16 protein-coding genes and 1 tRNA gene are annotated in these 16,977 nt (G+C 46.1%); 15 read left to right on the top strand and 2 right to left on the bottom strand.

Annotated features, from left to right (window positions below; genetic code table 11):
• Nucleotides 1–23 precede the first annotated feature (23 nt).
• From hisF to BM415_RS23220, 12 genes are all read left to right on the top strand, one after another.
• Nucleotides 24–782, top strand: a complete 759-nt coding sequence (gene hisF, locus BM415_RS23280; protein ID WP_091161687.1) for an imidazole glycerol phosphate synthase subunit HisF — start codon at nucleotides 24–26, stop codon at nucleotides 780–782.
• On the top strand, nucleotides 779–1,471 hold the full coding sequence (gene hisIE / locus BM415_RS23275; protein ID WP_091161685.1) for a bifunctional phosphoribosyl-AMP cyclohydrolase/phosphoribosyl-ATP diphosphatase HisIE: 693 nt from the start codon (nucleotides 779–781) through the stop codon (nucleotides 1,469–1,471). Before hisF ends, hisIE begins: the two co-directional genes overlap by 4 nt.
• A 22-nt stretch (nucleotides 1,472–1,493) precedes the next feature.
• A complete protein-coding gene (hisJ, locus tag BM415_RS23270; protein WP_091161712.1) occupies nucleotides 1,494–2,312 on the top strand; it encodes a histidinol-phosphatase HisJ in 819 nt (272 codons plus the stop codon).
• A gap of 89 nt (nucleotides 2,313–2,401) precedes the next feature.
• Nucleotides 2,402–3,352, top strand: a complete 951-nt coding sequence (locus tag BM415_RS23265; RefSeq protein ID WP_091161683.1) for a ribose-phosphate diphosphokinase — start codon at nucleotides 2,402–2,404, stop codon at nucleotides 3,350–3,352.
• Nucleotides 3,353–3,566: 214 nt separating this feature from the next.
• Nucleotides 3,567–5,351 (top strand): tetratricopeptide repeat protein, encoded by a 1,785-nt coding sequence (locus BM415_RS23255; RefSeq protein ID WP_091161680.1) that lies wholly within the window; start codon nucleotides 3,567–3,569, stop codon nucleotides 5,349–5,351.
• A 32-nt stretch (nucleotides 5,352–5,383) separates the two neighbouring features.
• Nucleotides 5,384–6,343 carry a thioredoxin-disulfide reductase gene (gene trxB / locus BM415_RS23250; RefSeq protein WP_091161679.1) on the top strand — a complete coding sequence of 320 codons (960 nt, stop codon included), beginning with the start codon at nucleotides 5,384–5,386 and terminating at the stop codon, nucleotides 6,341–6,343.
• 228 nt (nucleotides 6,344–6,571) lie between these two features.
• The gene (locus BM415_RS23245; RefSeq protein WP_091161677.1) at nucleotides 6,572–7,522 is read left to right on the top strand and encodes an ROK family glucokinase; all 951 of its coding nucleotides are present in this window, start codon (nucleotides 6,572–6,574) and stop codon (nucleotides 7,520–7,522) included.
• Nucleotides 7,523–7,573: 51 nt separating this feature from the next.
• Nucleotides 7,574–8,473, top strand: a complete 900-nt coding sequence (gene rapZ / locus BM415_RS23240; protein ID WP_091161676.1) for an RNase adapter RapZ — start codon at nucleotides 7,574–7,576, stop codon at nucleotides 8,471–8,473.
• A 348-nt stretch (nucleotides 8,474–8,821) separates the two neighbouring features.
• The gene (locus BM415_RS23235) at nucleotides 8,822–9,808 is read left to right on the top strand and encodes a gluconeogenesis factor YvcK family protein (RefSeq protein WP_091161674.1); all 987 of its coding nucleotides are present in this window, start codon (nucleotides 8,822–8,824) and stop codon (nucleotides 9,806–9,808) included.
• A gap of 5 nt (nucleotides 9,809–9,813) precedes the next feature.
• Nucleotides 9,814–10,770 carry a DNA-binding protein WhiA gene (gene whiA, locus BM415_RS23230; protein WP_091161673.1) on the top strand — a complete coding sequence of 319 codons (957 nt, stop codon included), beginning with the start codon at nucleotides 9,814–9,816 and terminating at the stop codon, nucleotides 10,768–10,770.
• 106 nt (nucleotides 10,771–10,876) lie between these two features.
• A complete protein-coding gene (locus tag BM415_RS23225) occupies nucleotides 10,877–11,146 on the top strand; it encodes an HPr family phosphocarrier protein (protein ID WP_047913898.1) in 270 nt (89 codons plus the stop codon).
• A 201-nt stretch (nucleotides 11,147–11,347) separates the two neighbouring features.
• A complete protein-coding gene (locus tag BM415_RS23220; RefSeq protein ID WP_091161671.1) occupies nucleotides 11,348–12,106 on the top strand; it encodes an SIMPL domain-containing protein in 759 nt (252 codons plus the stop codon).
• A 112-nt stretch (nucleotides 12,107–12,218) separates the two neighbouring features.
• Here the strand turns inward: BM415_RS23220 and clpP are convergent, their stop codons facing one another.
• Both clpP and BM415_RS23210 read right to left on the bottom strand, forming a co-directional pair.
• On the bottom strand, nucleotides 12,219–12,818 hold the full coding sequence (gene clpP / locus BM415_RS23215; protein WP_091161670.1) for an ATP-dependent Clp endopeptidase proteolytic subunit ClpP: 600 nt from the start codon (nucleotides 12,816–12,818) through the stop codon (nucleotides 12,219–12,221).
• 206 nt (nucleotides 12,819–13,024) lie between these two features.
• A tRNA-Arg gene (locus BM415_RS23210) sits at nucleotides 13,025–13,099 on the bottom strand.
• A 323-nt stretch (nucleotides 13,100–13,422) separates the two neighbouring features.
• On the opposite strand from BM415_RS23210, the gene BM415_RS23205 reads away from it, so the two are divergent.
• The 3 genes from BM415_RS23205 to BM415_RS23195 all read left to right on the top strand — a co-directional run bounded on the left by BM415_RS23205 (nucleotide 13,423) and on the right by BM415_RS23195 (nucleotide 16,970).
• A complete protein-coding gene (locus BM415_RS23205) occupies nucleotides 13,423–14,445 on the top strand; it encodes a sugar-binding transcriptional regulator (RefSeq protein WP_091161711.1) in 1,023 nt (340 codons plus the stop codon).
• Nucleotides 14,446–14,532: 87 nt separating this feature from the next.
• Nucleotides 14,533–15,537 (top strand): type I glyceraldehyde-3-phosphate dehydrogenase, encoded by a 1,005-nt coding sequence (gap, locus tag BM415_RS23200; RefSeq protein ID WP_091161669.1) that lies wholly within the window; start codon nucleotides 14,533–14,535, stop codon nucleotides 15,535–15,537.
• A gap of 251 nt (nucleotides 15,538–15,788) precedes the next feature.
• Complete coding sequence (locus tag BM415_RS23195; protein WP_091161667.1) at nucleotides 15,789–16,970, top strand: phosphoglycerate kinase; 1,182 nt, start codon at nucleotides 15,789–15,791, stop codon at nucleotides 16,968–16,970.
• Nucleotides 16,971–16,977: the final 7 nt, after the last annotated feature.

Below are 16,977 nucleotides of genomic sequence, written 5' to 3'. Positions count from 1 at the left end.
ATAGAGGAGAGGAGGGTGAACCTATGCTGGCCAAGCGGATCATACCATGCCTGGATGTGAAGGACGGCAGAGTTGTAAAAGGAGTCAATTTCGTCAATCTAAGAGATGCCGGTGATCCTGTAGAGCTTGCTGCCTTATACGATAAGGAAGGTGCAGACGAGATTGTCTTCTTGGATATATCGGCTTCAGCAGAAGGACGGGAAACGATGATCGAGGTCGTCCGTCAAACCGCTGGAGAAATTGCGATTCCTTTCACGGTAGGCGGGGGAATTAAGCATGTGGATGATATGAAGAAAATTTTGCGTGCGGGTGCGGATAAAATCGGGATTAATACAGCAGCTGTACTGAACCCTGATTTAATTACTCAAGGTGCACAGCGGTTTGGATCTCAGTGTATTGTGGTTGCTGTTGATGCCAAGTGGAACGAGTCGATCAACGACTGGGAGGTATATACACACGGCGGAAGAAAGGCAACGGGCATTCGAGCACTGGATTGGGTCAAACGAGCTGAGCAGCTGGGAGCTGGAGAATTGCTGCTTACGAGCATGGATACAGACGGAACGAAGGACGGATTTGATATCGCACTGACGAAGGCTGTGAGTGAGGCAGTCTGGATCCCCGTTATTGCTTCAGGCGGTGCAGGGCAAGAAGCGCATTTTGAAGAAGTGTTCACAGAAGGCAAAGCAGATGCAGGGCTTGCTGCAACGATCTTTCACTATAAAGAGATCGCTATACCGCATCTCAAACAGCAGCTGAAATCCAAAGGGGTTGAAATTCGATGAGTACAGAACTAGCAATAGAAGCAGTCCGTTTCGATGAAAAAGGGCTTGTCCCTGCCATTGTTCAGGATGCGGACACCAAAGAAGTGCTGATGATGGCCTATATGAATGAAGAGTCGCTGCTTAAGTCGATCTCATCGGGAGAGACCTGGTTCTGGTCCCGTTCACGGGGTGAGCTATGGAATAAAGGAGCGACGTCCGGCAATGTACAGTCGATTGTTTCATTAAAATATGATTGTGATGGAGATACGCTGCTCGTACTGGTGAATCCCAAAGGACCAGCATGCCATACGGGTGAGAACAGCTGCTTCTTCCGTGAACTTAGTGGTGTGAATCAGGCGAGGACTTATGTGTCCGGTACTGGTGAGGCTGGTGCAGAAGTGCAGGCAGGCAGCCGGTTTGATGTGCTGGCGGAGCTGGAGCGTGTCATCACAGAGCGCGAGAAGGAGCGTCCAGAAGGTGCGTACACGACATATCTGTTCGATAAAGGCGTAGATAAGATCCTCAAGAAAATTGGTGAGGAAGCGTCAGAAACGATCATCGCTGCCAAGAACAAGGATAACCAAGAGCTTAGACTCGAGGTCAGTGACCTGATCTATCATTTGCTCGTTCTTCTTGAAGAGCGGAAGCTTCCACTGGATGAAATCATGCAGGAGCTCAGTCTTCGCCATGAACGTCCACGCCGGGATTAAGGCAGGTGGGAACTCTATGTCTATGCTAATCGACTTCCATACACATCATGCCAGATGTGGACATGCGGTAGGAGAACTGGAAGCCTATGTACAGCAAGCAGTTCGGCTCGGCTACAGTCAAATTGGGCTGTCGGACCACATGCCGCTGATCCATGTCAATCCGGCAACGTATTATCCTGAAATGGCGATGCCAATGGAGGAGCTCCCCCGTTACGTGGAGGAGTGCCTATCACTTAGGGAAAAGTACAAGGGACAAATTAAGGTGCTTGTCGGTCTAGAGGGAGACTATATTGAGGGATTTGAAGAGAAGATTGAGCAGATCATTAACGCCTATCCTTTTGATTATGTCATTGGATCCGTTCATTTCCTTAAGGAATGGGACATTTCGGATTATCGGCAGGTGCACAACTGGGAGAACAAGGATGTCCTTGAAGTGTACAAGACGTATTACGATGCGGTTGAGAAGGCGGCGCGCTCAGGTCTCTATGATTATCTCGGGCACATCGATGTGATCAAGCGTTTCGGTTATACACCAAAGTCATCGGAAGCAGAGGAATGGCTGCAGCTGGAATTATCTGTCCTTAAGACCATTGCAGCGAGCAAGTTGGCAATAGAGCTGAATGCGTCTGGTCTATCCAAGCCTTGTGCCGAAATGTTCCCGAGCCGGCGAATACTTGAGAAAGCTTTTGAATTGAACATTCCAATCACGGTTGGATCAGATGCGCATGATCCGGCAAAAGTGGGTGAGCATGTCGATCAGGCAAGAGATCTTCTACGGGAAATCGGATATACAGAACTTGCCGTATTCGAGCATCGAAAACGGTCGTCTGTTCCATTGTAATCCAGTCGTCGCAGAGTATAATGGAAATATAAGGATGAAAAATGAAGTGCTCGGTAGTGATGTCTAAAATTTTGATTCGGGAGGCATGTATGCAGCATTCTCTCCGTATATTTTCGGGATCGTCTAACCCTCAGCTCGTGCAAAATATTTGCCGCAAGCTTGGAGTCGAATCGGGCAAGATCAAAATAGCCCGTTTCCAGAGCGGTGAGATATATGTCCACTATGAGGAAACGATCCGAAATTGTGACGTGTTCCTAGTACAATCGCTGTCGAGACCGATCAATGAGCTGCTTGTTGAGCTGCTCGTGATGATTGATGCCGCCAAGCGGGCATCTGCACGGACGGTTAATGTCATATTGCCCTATTACGGCTATGCAAGGCAGGAACGCAAATCTGCACCGCGTGAGCCGATCTCTGCCAAGCTGCTGGCTGATGTACTGACGACAGCGGGTGCGAGCAGAATTGTAACGATAGATTTGCACGCCGCCGCGATCCAAGGCTTCTTCAATATACCTGTGGATCACTTGACGGCTCTTGACTTGATATGTGACTACTTGAAGAGTAAGAATATTGTGAATCCGGTCATTGTGTCGCCGGATGCAGGCCGGGCGTCCATGGCGGAGAAGCTGGCCAGCAGGCTGGATTCGCCATTCGCCATTATGATCAAGAAGCGTCCCAATCATAATGAATCAGTTATTACTCATGTCATCGGGGATGTAGATGGCAGAACACCAATCATCATTGAAGATCTAATTGATACAGGTACGACCATTGTAAATGTGGTGGAGGGGCTTAAGGAGAGAGGGGCCGGCTCTGCTATTGTAAGCGCGACGCATGGTCTTTTTTCAGGGCCTGCCTTGGAAAGGCTTACGCACCCTCACATCTCTGAGATTGTAGTTACCGACTCTATTGCTCTGCCGGAGTCCGGTGATCCATCGTGTTTCACAGTCTTGTCGGTTGCACCCATGCTGGCGAGGGCCATTCGTATTATTCTAGATGGCGGCTCAATCGCTACGTTGTTTAAGGATGCTGGTGTATAGAAGTTCTCCCGTCTATAGGGAGAGCTTTTTTTATTGTTGATCTATATACGCTTGATTAGAGCAAACAACGGTATGAAGATATTGATTCTTTTGATGGTGGATAGTATAAATTTTCATGGAGTGCATAGTTTTGCAATACCGGCGAAGACTTGCTCAGATTATGTTATACTGGAGAGTATGAAATTGTATGTTATAGGGAGGTGCCTTGGCACATATGAAAAGCAAGCCACAGCGGACTGACAGCTCTTCTAATAATGTTATACAGGTTCATCTCGATGCTTCTTTCTTCTTTGAAAGAGCCGTCCGCGAGCTGGATCGCAATCATTATGACAAGGCGCTTAAATATTTTCGCAAAGCTGTTGAATATGAACCGGACAATCCGGTGAATCATTTTAATATGGCGGGTATATTATCAGAGATGGGTGACTATGCCGGCTCGAATGAAGTATTGGAACATATCATGAAGCACGTTGATTCTGGAATGACAGAATGCTACTTCTATATGGCCAATAACTATGCCAACATGGAGCAGTTTGAATCTGCAGAGGAAGCACTGGTGACCTATTTGGAGGAGGATGAGCAAGGGCACTTTCTCGAAGAAGCAGAAGAAATGATAGAGCTTCTATCTCACGAACTCAAACGCAAGCTTCATGTAAAAAGGATTAAAGCAAGAGAAGGTGTTGCAGAGCATGATGTTGCACGCAGTTTGCTGGAGGAAGGCAAGTTTGCACAGGCAGCAGAAATGCTGGAGAGCATTGCTTCCGAGCATCCCGATTTTGTATCCGCGCGCAACAATCTAGCTCTGGCTTATTATTATATGGGACGATTCCCAAAAGCCAAGCAAACGATATATGATCTGCTTGAGCAGGAGCCCGGCAATTTGCATGCGCTGTGCAATCTGGCGATTTTTTATCAGAATGATGGAGACGAAGAGCAAGTTGCACTTCTCTTGAAGCAGCTCTTGACCTTGGTTCCGTTTGAACAAGAACATGTATTTAAGCTGGGCACTACGATGGGGATAATGGGTCAGCACGAAGCTGCCTATATGCATTTCCGCCGGCTGCTAAGGAGCGGGGAAGCAGCGAATGATCCTTCGCTCGTGCATTATACGGCCGTCGCTGCTTGCAATACGGAACAGTATGATGCGGCGAAACGTCTGTGGCAGATGGTCAGCAAGCTGGATCCGGACTCAGAGGTGCCAAAGTTTTATTTGGACCAGCTTCATTCGAGAAAAATGGATCAAAGAGTGGGTCCTGTAAGCTATCACTATCACTTGCCGTTTGAAGAGCAGTTTCGTTTGTGGGAGAAGTATGGAAGCCATGTGCCTGAAGATATCAAAAAAGATCCTTTAATTCGTTCTTCTTTCTTCTGGGCTCTTCATCGCGGCGATGATCCAACGAAGGCTAATGTGATTCGGGCGCTTCAGATTATCGGGGACTATGAGGTTCAGCAGGCCCTTACCTCTTTTTTGGAGGAGGAACAGAGTCTGGAACTGAAGCAAATGGCGCTCTCTGTACTACGTGAGATTGGAGATCTGAACGAATCTGATGTGGATACTGGAGCTTCTGAATCCTCAGCGAATCCTTACGGTCAAGGCACACCGGTACTGACGCAATACCTTTTTGGCCGGAGCGAGCAGGGGCAGGAGCCTTCACCCGTACTGGATGATCAGCAGCAGGCAGTCTTAGACATGGCACTTGAGGAGATGCACAAACGATCTGAGCATTTGCGTGAAGGTGTTCAACATTTATGGGCAGACTATCTAATGAGAGTGTCTCCTGACATGCCAACCATTCAGCATGTGGAAGGGTGGTCAGCTGCCCTGGAATATTTGACGATGAAGTATGTGTCTAAGGGAATAACGTATTCAGAACTGGCTCAAAGATACGGGATTTCAGCATCAACTGTAAGCAGATACGTGAAACAAATTGATCGTGTATGTGATATTCAGCATCGTATGGAACACATCTTTCAAGCTCTGAAGGAGAAGAAATCGTAGCATTCCACAATAAACGCTAGGGAGGTATTAGCATGTCTCACTATAGATCGGTTATTATTGGAACAGGACCAGCAGGCCTGACTTCAGCCATATATTTGGCTCGTGCGAGTATGAATCCACTCGTAATCGAGGGTCTTGAGCCGGGAGGACAATTGACAACCACAACAGAGGTAGAGAACTTTCCGGGCTTTCCCGAAGGTATTCTAGGTCCCGAGCTGATGGATAACATGCGTAAGCAGGCTGAACGCTTTGGGGCAGAGTTTAAGAGCGGCTGGGTGGACGACATCGACTTGTCTGTGCGTCCTTTCCGGATCAAAGTGGAAGGTCGGGAGGAAATAACAGCCGATGCAGTTATTATCTCGACAGGTGCTTCTGCCAAGTATTTGGGTATTCCAGGGGAAAAAGAAAACGTAGGCCGCGGTGTTAGCACCTGCGCGACTTGTGATGGTTTCTTCTTCCGAAGCAAGAAAATTGTCGTTATTGGCGGAGGAGATTCAGCGATGGAGGAAGCAAACTTCTTGACTCGCTTTGCCTCCAGCGTAACCGTCGTTCACCGCCGCGAGGAGCTCCGCGCTTCAAAAATTATGCAGGACCGTGCACGTGGGAATGAAAAAGTGGATTGGGCTCTTAATCGGACTCCGCTTGAGGTCGTTGTGGAGGAGTCAGGGGTCAAAGGTCTCAAGGTTCAGAACAATGAGACGGGCGAGGAAGAGTTGATTGAAGCTTCCGGCGTGTTTGTCGCGATTGGACATCGTCCAAATACGGAGTTCTTGAAAGAGCAGATTACACTGGATGCCGGAGGTTACATTGCGGTTAATCCAGGCACAACGGAAACGAATATTCCAGGGGTGTTTGCTTGCGGCGACGTTCAAGATACGAAGTATCGCCAAGCAATTACGGCAGCGGGCTCAGGCTGTATGGCCGCTATGGACTGTGAGAAGTTTTTGGAAGGCAGCATGACACATGACTGGAGCGAGACACTCAATCCATAATGAATATAAGCTTCAAATGACCAGCCGGGCACGATCCTATTGTGCGCGGCTGATTTTATGCACGGCTTTTCAGCTAAAATTCTGCAGAGAGCATCCAAGAATTTTTTGTTAAAGGTCGTTTTTTGTCAAGTGTTTTAGCACTTTCTTCGTCTTGACCGACTTTGTTCCTTCAATTATAGTGATAACGTAAGAATAAATATTACAGATGATAAAGGTGGCTTGCTAGCAATGTCTGAAAATATCTACGTTGGAGTGGATTTGGGCGGAACGGCGATCAAAGTCGGAATCTGCGACGAGCAAGGAAAACTTCTACATACCTATGAAGGACCTACAGAAGTGGACAAAGGTGTAGATACTGTTATTGACAACATCGAAAAGTATGTCCGTCAAATCGTAGAGGAGTCACCATACAGTTGGGACCGGCTTGCAGGAGTTGGTGCAGGAGTTGCCGGATTCACTAATGTGCGTGAAGGAATTGTTATTCTCGCACCCAACGTAGGATTTCGAGATGTTCCAATTCGTTCCATTCTCGAAGAAAGACTTGGCAAGCCTGTCAAAATAGATAATGACGCGAATGTAGCAGCACTTGGCGAGGCATGGGCGGGTGCGGGCGCAGGCGTTGAGAATTGTGTGTGCTATACGCTTGGAACAGGCGTTGGCGGTGGAATTATTATTAATGGCAAGATCTATCAAGGCTTCTCGGGTATGGCCGGAGAGCTTGGTCATGTCAGCATTGTGCCGGATCTTGAGGCTATTAAATGCGGCTGTGGCAAGATGGGCTGTTTAGAAACCGTTTCATCCGCAACGGGTATTATTCGTATGGCGAAGGATGCTGTAGAGCGCGGAGATCACACGAGCCTCAGTACAGTCCCGGTAATTATGGCGAAGGACGTGTTCGATGCAGCCAAAGCAGGAGATGAGGTAGCTCTTCGCATTGTTCATCGTGCAGCTTTCTATCTGGGTAAATCCCTGGCTGCAGTGACAGCTGTACTGAATCCGCAAGCATATATTATCGGTGGCGGTGTATCGAAGGCAGGAAACATCCTGTTCGACGAAGTACGCAGCGTATTTGCGAGTTACACGCCTGAACCTCTGCAAGAAGGGGTATCTATTGTACCAGCCACACTTGGTAATGATGCAGGAATCGTCGGAGCCGCAGGATTGTTGATTCGATCTTAATCCATACAAGAAATCATACTGGACGAACTGAAATTGATAGGGGGGATATTCATGTCAGAAGGTGAAAATTCACCAGCAGGAGGAGCAACCCTTATTATCATTACAGGGATGTCAGGAGCAGGGAAGACGATTGCAGTGCAAAGTCTTGAAGATCTGGGCTTCTTCTGTGTCGATAACCTGCCTCCGGTGCTCATTCCTAAGTTTGCGGAGCTCATTGTACAGTCAAACGGGAAGATCTCTAAAGTGGCGCTCGTCATTGATTTACGGGGACGTGAATTTTTTACGGCATTGTCCGAATCTTTAAACTACATCAAGGATCACTTCACAATCCATTGTGAGATCATGTTCCTGGATGCACAAGATGGAGTATTGGTACAGCGTTATAAGGAGAGCAGACGCCGTCATCCGCTTGCACCTGATGGTATGCCGCTTGACGGGATAAGACTGGAGCGCAAGATGCTGGAGGAGCTCAAAAATTCAGCTAACCAGGTCATCGATACCAGTAATATGAAGCCTGCTCAGCTGAAGGAGCGCATCATTTCCCGCTTCTCACATCTTGAGGCGAATATGCTTTCGGTCAATGTAACGTCGTTCGGATTCAAATACGGAATTCCAATTGATGCTGATCTTGTATTTGATGTACGGTTCTTGCCGAACCCTCATTACGTGGAGCATCTGCGTCCAAATACTGGACAGAACAGTGATGTCTATGAATATGTTATGAAATGGCCAGAGACGCAGTCCTTTTTAACAAAGCTGCTGGATATGCTGCATTTTCTTATTCCGCAATACCGGAAGGAAGGGAAGAGTCAAGTCATTATTGGGATTGGCTGCACAGGCGGCAAGCACCGCTCGGTTGCCATTTCTGAATACCTTGGCAAGATGCTTGGCGCCAGCGAGACGGAATCTGTATCTGTAACTCATCGAGATGCGGATCGAGATCGTCATTAATGCGTCAGAATTACGAGATTTAGTACAGACAAGTTGCAGGTAGGCACAATTCACCTTAAGGGACAGAACATGACCATTCTACAGGCTGACCGAAAGAATCAATGGTGAGCATATTGTGTAAAAGTTTATCCTAATAATAGCCATTGCGGAGGTTTATGATGTATAATCCGCTCTTGCCTGAATCAATTTCATAAATAAATTTAAAGGTGATTTGAAACTATATATAGACAAATAAAATCATTTTGATCTATATATACCCTTGATTGAAGCAGCTAAAGGTATTATGAAATTGATTCGCCTAGGTGATAAATAGCTTAACTTGAGCAACTTCTTATAGAAGGTGAAGTGATGAAAGTGGCTGTTGAACAAATGAAACGTCCGCATATCGTCGTAATGGGCGGGGGTACGGGGCTGTCTGTTATGCTGCGGGGGTTAAAGAATAAGCCGCTTGATATCACGGCAATCGTTACGGTAGCTGACGACGGGGGGAGCTCAGGCATATTGCGCGATGAGCTGCAAATGCCGCCTCCCGGCGATATCCGTAATGTACTCACAGCACTTGCTGATGTGGAACCGCTGATGTCAGAATTGCTTAATTATCGTTTCAGTGGAAGTAATGGTTTAGCAGGACATAGTCTTGGCAATCTTATCCTGGCAGGCATGACAGATATTACGGGCGATTTCGTAACAGCAGTCCGAGAGATCAGCCGCGTCTTTGCAGTACGAGGACAGGTGCTTCCCGCTGCTGGTGAGGCAGTCGTCCTGCACGCAGAAATGGAAGATGGCACAATCGTAACCGGTGAGTCACAGATCCCTGAACATGGCGGCCGGATTAAACGTGTATTCCTTGAACCGGACCACGTGGAGCCGTTGCCAGAAGCTGTTGCAGCTATTGAACAAGCGGATGCCATTATTATGGGTCCTGGCAGCCTTTACACCAGTATACTGCCCAATCTGCTCGTTCCCAAATTGGCAAAAGCTGTGGTTGCTTCCCAGGCAGCGAAGATCTTTATTTGCAACGTGATGACCCAGCCAGGGGAAACCGACGGGTATACAGTAAGTGATCATCTAAAAGCTATTGATGCGCATATTGGGACGAGATTGTTTGACTACGTTATTGTAAATAATGGAGATATACCAGAGCCGGTACAGGAGATGTATGCAGAGAAAGGTGCTAAGCCTGTACAGATGGATCTGGAAGAAATTCTAAAGTTGTCTAACGAGTGTATTGCAGATCGGCTTGTATTGTACAGGACCTATCTTAGACATGATGCGAATAAGCTCAGTCATCATATCTATACACTCGTTCAAAATTGGATGATTCGAAAGAGGTGAGACCCTTGTCGTTTGCGGCACAGACCAAAAAAGAACTAACCATGATCGAAAGTGAGCCCTGCTGTGAAAAAGCGGAACTGTCAGCACTCATCCGTATGCTTGGAGCGGTTCAGCTCTCGAACAAAAAGGTTATTTTGGATGTTTCTACGGAGAATGCCGCGATAGCAAGGCGAATTTATTCTTTGCTCAAAAAACACTTTCAAGTGCATACCGAGCTGTTGGTTCGTAAAAAAATGCGGCTCAAAAAGAATAATGTATATATCGTCCGAATTCCGGCAAGAGTTCAGGAAATTTTGAAGGAGCTTCACATCGTTTCGGAAGGCTTTATGTTCACACCAGGCATAGAGGAAGAGGTTATCCGTAAGAACTGCTGTAAGCGGGCTTACTTGCGGGGTGCCTTCATGGCTGGTGGATCGGTGAACAATCCCGAAGGATCCTCCTATCATCTTGAGATTGCATCCATGTATGAAGAGCATTGCCAGGCCCTCGTTGATCTTGCGAATGAGTTCAATCTGAATGCACGCTGCATCGAAAGAAAAAAAGGCTTTATTTTTTACATCAAAGAAGGCGAAAAGATCATTGAAATGCTGAGCATTATAGGTGCTCATCAGGCGTTGTTCAAATTTGAGGACGTTCGAATTATGCGGGACATGAGGAATTCAGTGAACCGGATTGTGAACTGTGAGACGGCAAACTTGAATAAGACGATTGGTGCGGCAGTCCGCCAGATTGAGAACATCAAGTTCCTGGATAAGGAAGTGGGACTTGATACTCTGCCCGATAAGCTTCGTGAAGTCGCTGAAGTAAGGCTTGCCCATCCGGATATTAATTTGAAGGAAGTTGGGGAATTACTAAAAGGGACAGTGAGCAAATCGGGTGTGAATCATCGCCTGCGCAAAATTGATGAAATGGCCGAAAAAATTAGAACAGAGAAGGGTTTATTTACGAACTCAAAGTTATAAGCAATAACTCTTTTTTTTTCTAGTTTCATTCATGCTATAATGGTATAATGTTTATAATTATGAAGTATTGATTGTTGTATAGATTTTGAAGAGGGGGTAAGTTTCCATGACAAAGCACCCGGTAGTAGTCCGTTTGAAGACGGGTCTTCATGCCAGACCAGCCGCACTATTCGTACAAGAAGCGAATAAGTATTCGTCTGAGATTTTTGTGGAAAAAGATGATAAAAAAGTAAATGCAAAGAGCATCATGGGAATTATGAGCCTTGCAATCAGCACAGGGACTGAAGTAGTCATTAGTGCAGAAGGTGCGGATTCAGAACAGGCTGTAAACGCTTTAGTAAGTCTCGTAAGCAAAGAAGAGCTGGAGAACCAATAATTCACCATCTTTTTTGTAACGCCAAAATACAGAGAGAAAGCTCCGAGAAATCGCAATATCATTAAGCTAGAGCCTAGCCTTAATGACATTGCGAGAAATCGGGGCTTTTTCGTATTTTGGACATGCTTGTACATATTGAAACTTTTTTCTAAGAGACTGCGTCCAATGGTATAGATTGCAAATTGAAGGAGGTTAGATGAAGTGGGGAACAAGAAATGGATTAAACCTTTCGCTGCCGCAGCCATCGCTGGAGCACTATTAATTGGAGGATGGAGCTGGTCTGCAGGGGGAACAGCATTAGCCCAGGAGGCAGCAGCGATGCAGAACTTCATTTCGGTCACAGGGAAAGGTGAAATAGCAGTTAAGCCGGATATTGCCTATTTGTCGATTGGAGCATCATCAGAAGCGGATACCGCTGCAGCAGCGCAAAAAGCGAACGCAGCCAAAATTCAAAAGATTAATACACTGCTGAAGAATACCTGGAAAGTGGACAGCAAGGATATTCAGACCAATCAATTCTATGTACAGCCCAATTATACTTACAGCGAGAAGGATGGACAGAAAATTAAAGGCTACACTGCTTATCATACGCTCAAAGTGTCTTACCGTAATCTTGAGAAAGTCGGCGAGCTGCTGGATGCTGCAACAAATGCGGGTGCGAATCAGATCGATAATGTTGTGTTCTCGATAGAGGATACCGAAGCGTTTGAAACACAAGTTATTGATAAGGCCATGGCGAATGCGAAGCTTAAAGCTGGAGCGATAGCGAATGCGGCTCAGCGTCAGCTGGGTATCGTGCTCAGCGTCAGCCAGGGAAGTCTCGACGAACCCATTACTTATTACAGAGAGTCGCTGGAATTGCAGTCAACTAGTAAAGCCGAAGACAGTGCAAACACAGCAATTGAGAGTGGAGAAATTAAGTTGTCTACTCAGCTGACAGTACGGTATGAGCTGAAGTAGCAATGTCAGAGCTTCACACAATGGTGTTAAATAAACTGAAAAATGGTATTCAAAAAAACATAAAATCCTCGTCCCTTCAAATCAGGAACGAGGATTTTGGTGTTATTACAGCTTATAGACCTTGCGCAGATGTGGAAGACTCAAGAACTTGGTCAACCAATCCGTATGCCTTCGCTTCTTCAGCGGACATGAAGTTATCGCGGTCTGTGTCGCGTTCAATGCGTTCGAGAGGCTGACCTGTACGTTCAGCCAGGATGTGGTTCAGCTTATCGCGCATTTTGAGAATACGGCGTGCACGAATTTCAATATCAGAGGCTTGGCCTTGCGCTCCACCAAGCGGCTGATGGATCATCACTTCACTGTTAGGGAGAGCAAAACGCTTGCCCTTCGCACCTGCGTTAAGCAGGAAGGCACCCATTGAAGCAGCCATACCCATACAGATCGTGGAAACATCGGGTTTAATAAATTGCATTGTATCATATATTGCCATACCCGCCGTGATGGAACCGCCAGGGCTGTTAATGTATAAATGAATGTCTTTCTCTGGATCTTCCGCAGCTAGAAACAGCATTTGAGCAATGATGGAATTAGCGACGACATCGTTGACATCACTGCCAAGGAAAATGATACGATCTTTCAGCAGTCTGGAATAAATGTCATAAGCGCGTTCACCGCGATTGCTTTGTTCTACGACCATAGGAATATAACTCATGCGAAAAACCTCCTCAAAAAAATTTAGAGTCTTAAGTTCACGAGACACGAGAACAGGAACTTCATCTACATATACTTACTGTTTCCGTATTAACCACATCATAAACAATTTCAAACAAAAAGTCAAAGAAAGTCAAACTAATTTGATAAAAAAAGAAACCTGTTCGGTTTCATTGGTTAAATGTATATGAAGCCACTATATAGTAATGGCGCGCCCGCGAGGAATCGAACCTCGATCTCAGGCTCCGGAGGCCTACGTCATATCCGTTGGACCACGGGCGCACATTCAAGTAACTGTCTATGACAGTAATATTGATTATATCTGAATGTAAAAAAATTTGCAAGAGAGTTCCATGATAGAGTTTGATGTTGAACATATTTGTACAACCTATAGATGAAGGGATGAAAACCGATGGTATCGCTTTTTTAATTGTGATATTTTACACAAGCGAATAAAGGGAAACGGCTTTGTAAAATATACTTTTGGACCCCTTGCATCCCACGTTAGATTTGGTTAAAATAAACGTGGGACTTAAAAAGTTAACCCGGGACATTTTTAGTCCACCTCAGAGACCGGAATGAAGGAGCTTGCGGAAGTGGATAGCATGCGAACGATATTAGAAGTGCAGAAGCAGCTTCTACCTGATCTCATGGACGTAATGAAGAAGAGATATACGATTCTACGCCAGATCATGATTTCGGAATTGATTGGCAGAAGAACACTTGCGAACGCCATGGATATGACGGAGCGTGTACTCAGAGCAGAGACGGATCTGCTGAAATCGCAAGGACTCATTGAGATTGAAACGGTGGGAATGAGAATAAGTCAGGCTGGAGAAGAGCTGCTTGAAATGCTTGAACCTGTAGCCAAGGAATTGTTTGGACTATCAGAGATGGAAGAGCAGATCAGAAGAACTTATGGACTTCAGAAGGTCATTGTCGTTCCAGGGGATTCTGAGCATTCGGAATATGCTAAGCGAGAGCTGGGGCGCGCCGGAGCGAAAGCACTGCTGAGTGTCATGCATGATGAGGATGTGGTAGCTGTAACGGGCGGTTCCACAACAGCAGCGATTGCAGAGCATCTAACCCCATCATCATCCAAGCGAGATGTATGGCTCGTGCCTGCACGAGGTGGTCTTGGAGAGAGCTTGGAGCTTCAGGCGAATACGATTGCTTCCATGATGGCGAAGAAGCTTGGAGCACAATATCGGCTCTTGCATGTACCGGATCTATTAAGCAATCATGCCTATGATTCACTGATACAAGACTCCAACATACAGGAAATTCTGGATATGATCCGTAATGCGCGCATCGTGATTCACGGAATAGGCGGTGCGATGGAAATGGCCAAACGGCGCAAGCTGGCACCACAGACGGTCACTGAAATACGTGATGAGGGTGCCGTGGCAGAATCCTTCGGCTATTATTTCAATAGCGAGGGCGAGATTGTTCATACGATGCTGACCCTGGGTATGCGCTTAGAGGATATCAGACGTACCGAGGTTGTTATCGCTATTGCAGGCGGTAAGAGCAAGGCAGCTTCGATACAGGCGGTGCTTCGCTTCGGACAAGAAGATATTCTAGTCATAGATGAAGCGGCAGCAGCTGAAATTGTTAAAGATTTATAGAGTTATGGATTCGTTGTCTTGATGGGCCTTAACAGGCTTGTCTTGAATATATAAAAATTTAAAGCAAAACTTGGGAGGAACTTACTCATGGTAAAAGTAGGTATTAACGGTTTTGGACGTATTGGACGTAACGTATTCCGCGCAGCGCTGAACAACAGCGATGTAGAAATCGTAGCAATCAATGATTTGACAGACGTGAGCACTTTGGCTCACTTGCTTAAATACGACACAACTCATGGTCGTCTGAACGCAACTGTAGAAGCTAAAGAAGGTGCGCTGATCGTTAACGGCAAAGAAGTTAAAGTATTTGCTGAGCGTAACCCTGAGAACCTGCCTTGGGCAGCTAACGGCGTTGAAATCGTTGTTGAGTCCACAGGTATCTTCACAGCAAAAGAAAAAGCAGAAGCTCACCTTAAAGGCGGAGCTAAAAAAGTAATCATCTCTGCTCCAGCTACAAACGAAGATATTACAGTTGTTATGGGCGTAAACGAAGACAAATACGACCCAGCTAACCATACAGTAATCTCTAACGCTTCTTGTACGACGAACTGCTTGGCACCATTTGCTAAAGTTCTTGACGAGTCCTTTGGTATCGTTAAAGGTATGATGACAACTGTTCACTCTTACACTAACGACCAGCAAGTACTTGACCTGCCGCACAAAGACCTTCGTCGTGCTCGTGCAGCAGCTGAGAACATCATTCCTTCAACAACAGGTGCAGCTAAGGCTGTTAGCCTTGTATTGCCACAGCTGAAAGGTAAACTGAATGGTATGGCAATGCGCGTTCCTACTAAGAACGTATCCGTAACTGACCTGGTTGTTGAGCTTGGCAAAAACGTAACTGTAGACGAAGTAAACGCAGCTCTTAAAGAAGCAGCTAACGGACCACTGAAAGGGATCCTTAACTACTCCGACGAGCCGCTTGTATCCAGCGACTACAACAGCGACCCAGCTTCTTCTACAATTGACGCTCTCTCCACTATGGTAGTAGGCGACAACATGGTTAAAGTTGTTTCTTGGTATGACAACGAGTGGGGCTACTCCAACCGTGTCGTAGACCTCGCTGCTTACATTGCAAGCAAAGGTCTGTAAGACAAACGATAGGAATTCAAAATAAGGTGAAGAGGAGAACAAGGTTTTTGGTCTCCTCTTCACCATGATTTTATCTTTAATGCCAGAGAACCGGGGATACCGGATATAGAAGATTACATTATATAGAGATTATTATTTATATCATGCTGCTGTTTAATAAACATGAGCTGTCCACCTTAAGGCCGGATGGCAACTGCACACAAGATGCCGGTGATTGGCTGTGGTAGATAGCGCTTAGGAGGAACGTGGAGATGAACAAGAAAAGTGTACGTGATGTAGAAGTAACAGGAAAGCGCGTATTTGTTCGCGTCGATTTTAATGTACCGCTCGAAGATGGAAAGATTACGGATGATACTCGTATTCGTGAAACACTGCCAACAATTAAGTTTCTGATTGAGAATGGTGCAAAAGTGATTCTTGCAAGCCATATGGGACGTCCGAAAGGTGAGTTCGTTGATTCTCTTCGTTTGACACCTGCTGCAAACCGTTTGTCCGAGCTGCTTGGCAAACCGGTTGCAAAAGCGGACGAGGCTGTTGGCGAAGCAGTTAAAGCAGAAATCGAGAAGTTGAACAACGGTGACGTGCTTGTGCTTGAAAACGTCCGTTTCTATCCTGGAGAAGAGAAAAACGATCCAGAACTAGCAAAACAATTTGCAGAACTGGCTGACCTGTTCGTGAATGATGCATTCGGTGCAGCACACCGTGCTCATGCTTCCACAGAAGGTATCGCGCATCATCTTCCAGCTGTATCCGGCCTATTGATGGAGAAAGAATTGTCTGTACTTGGCAAAGCATTGTCCAACCCAGAGCGTCCTTTCACAGCCATTATCGGCGGATCAAAAGTAAAAGACAAAATTGATGTGATCGACAACCTGTTGAATCTTGCAGACAACGTATTGATCGGCGGAGGTCTCACATACACATTCTTCAAAGCTCAAGGTCATGAAATTGGACTGTCCCTTCTGGATGAATCCAAAATGGACGTTGCTCTAAGCTTCATCGAAAAAGCGAAAAAGCTTGGTAAAAACTTCCTTCTTCCTGAAGATATCGTGATTACGAAAGAATTCAGTGCAGATGCAGAAACGAAGATCGTAAACATCGATGAAATTCCTGCAGATTGGGAAGGTATTGATATCGGGCCGAAGACTCGTGCGAAATATGCTGAAGTGATTAAGAACTCCAAGCTGGTTGTTTGGAACGGACCAATGGGCGTATTCGAGATTGAGCCATTCTCCCATGGTACTCGTCAAGTTGCAGAAGCTTGTGCAGCAACAGAAGGCTACACTGTAATCGGCGGCGGCGATTCTGCAGCAGCAGCAGAGAAATTTAATCTTGCTGACAAAATGGACCACATTTCTACAGGCGGTGGTGCTTCCCTGGAATTCATGGAAGGTAAAGCACTCCCAGGTGTTGTGGCATTGAACGATAAATAAATTTGAA

The sequence above is a fragment of the Paenibacillus sp. 453mf genome, from assembly GCF_900116105.1.
Taxonomy (GTDB): Bacteria; Bacillota; Bacilli; order Paenibacillales; family Paenibacillaceae; genus Paenibacillus; species Paenibacillus provencensis.
The sequence above is the reverse complement of the archived record's forward strand: the minus strand, read 5'-3'. Positions and strand labels throughout refer to the sequence as shown.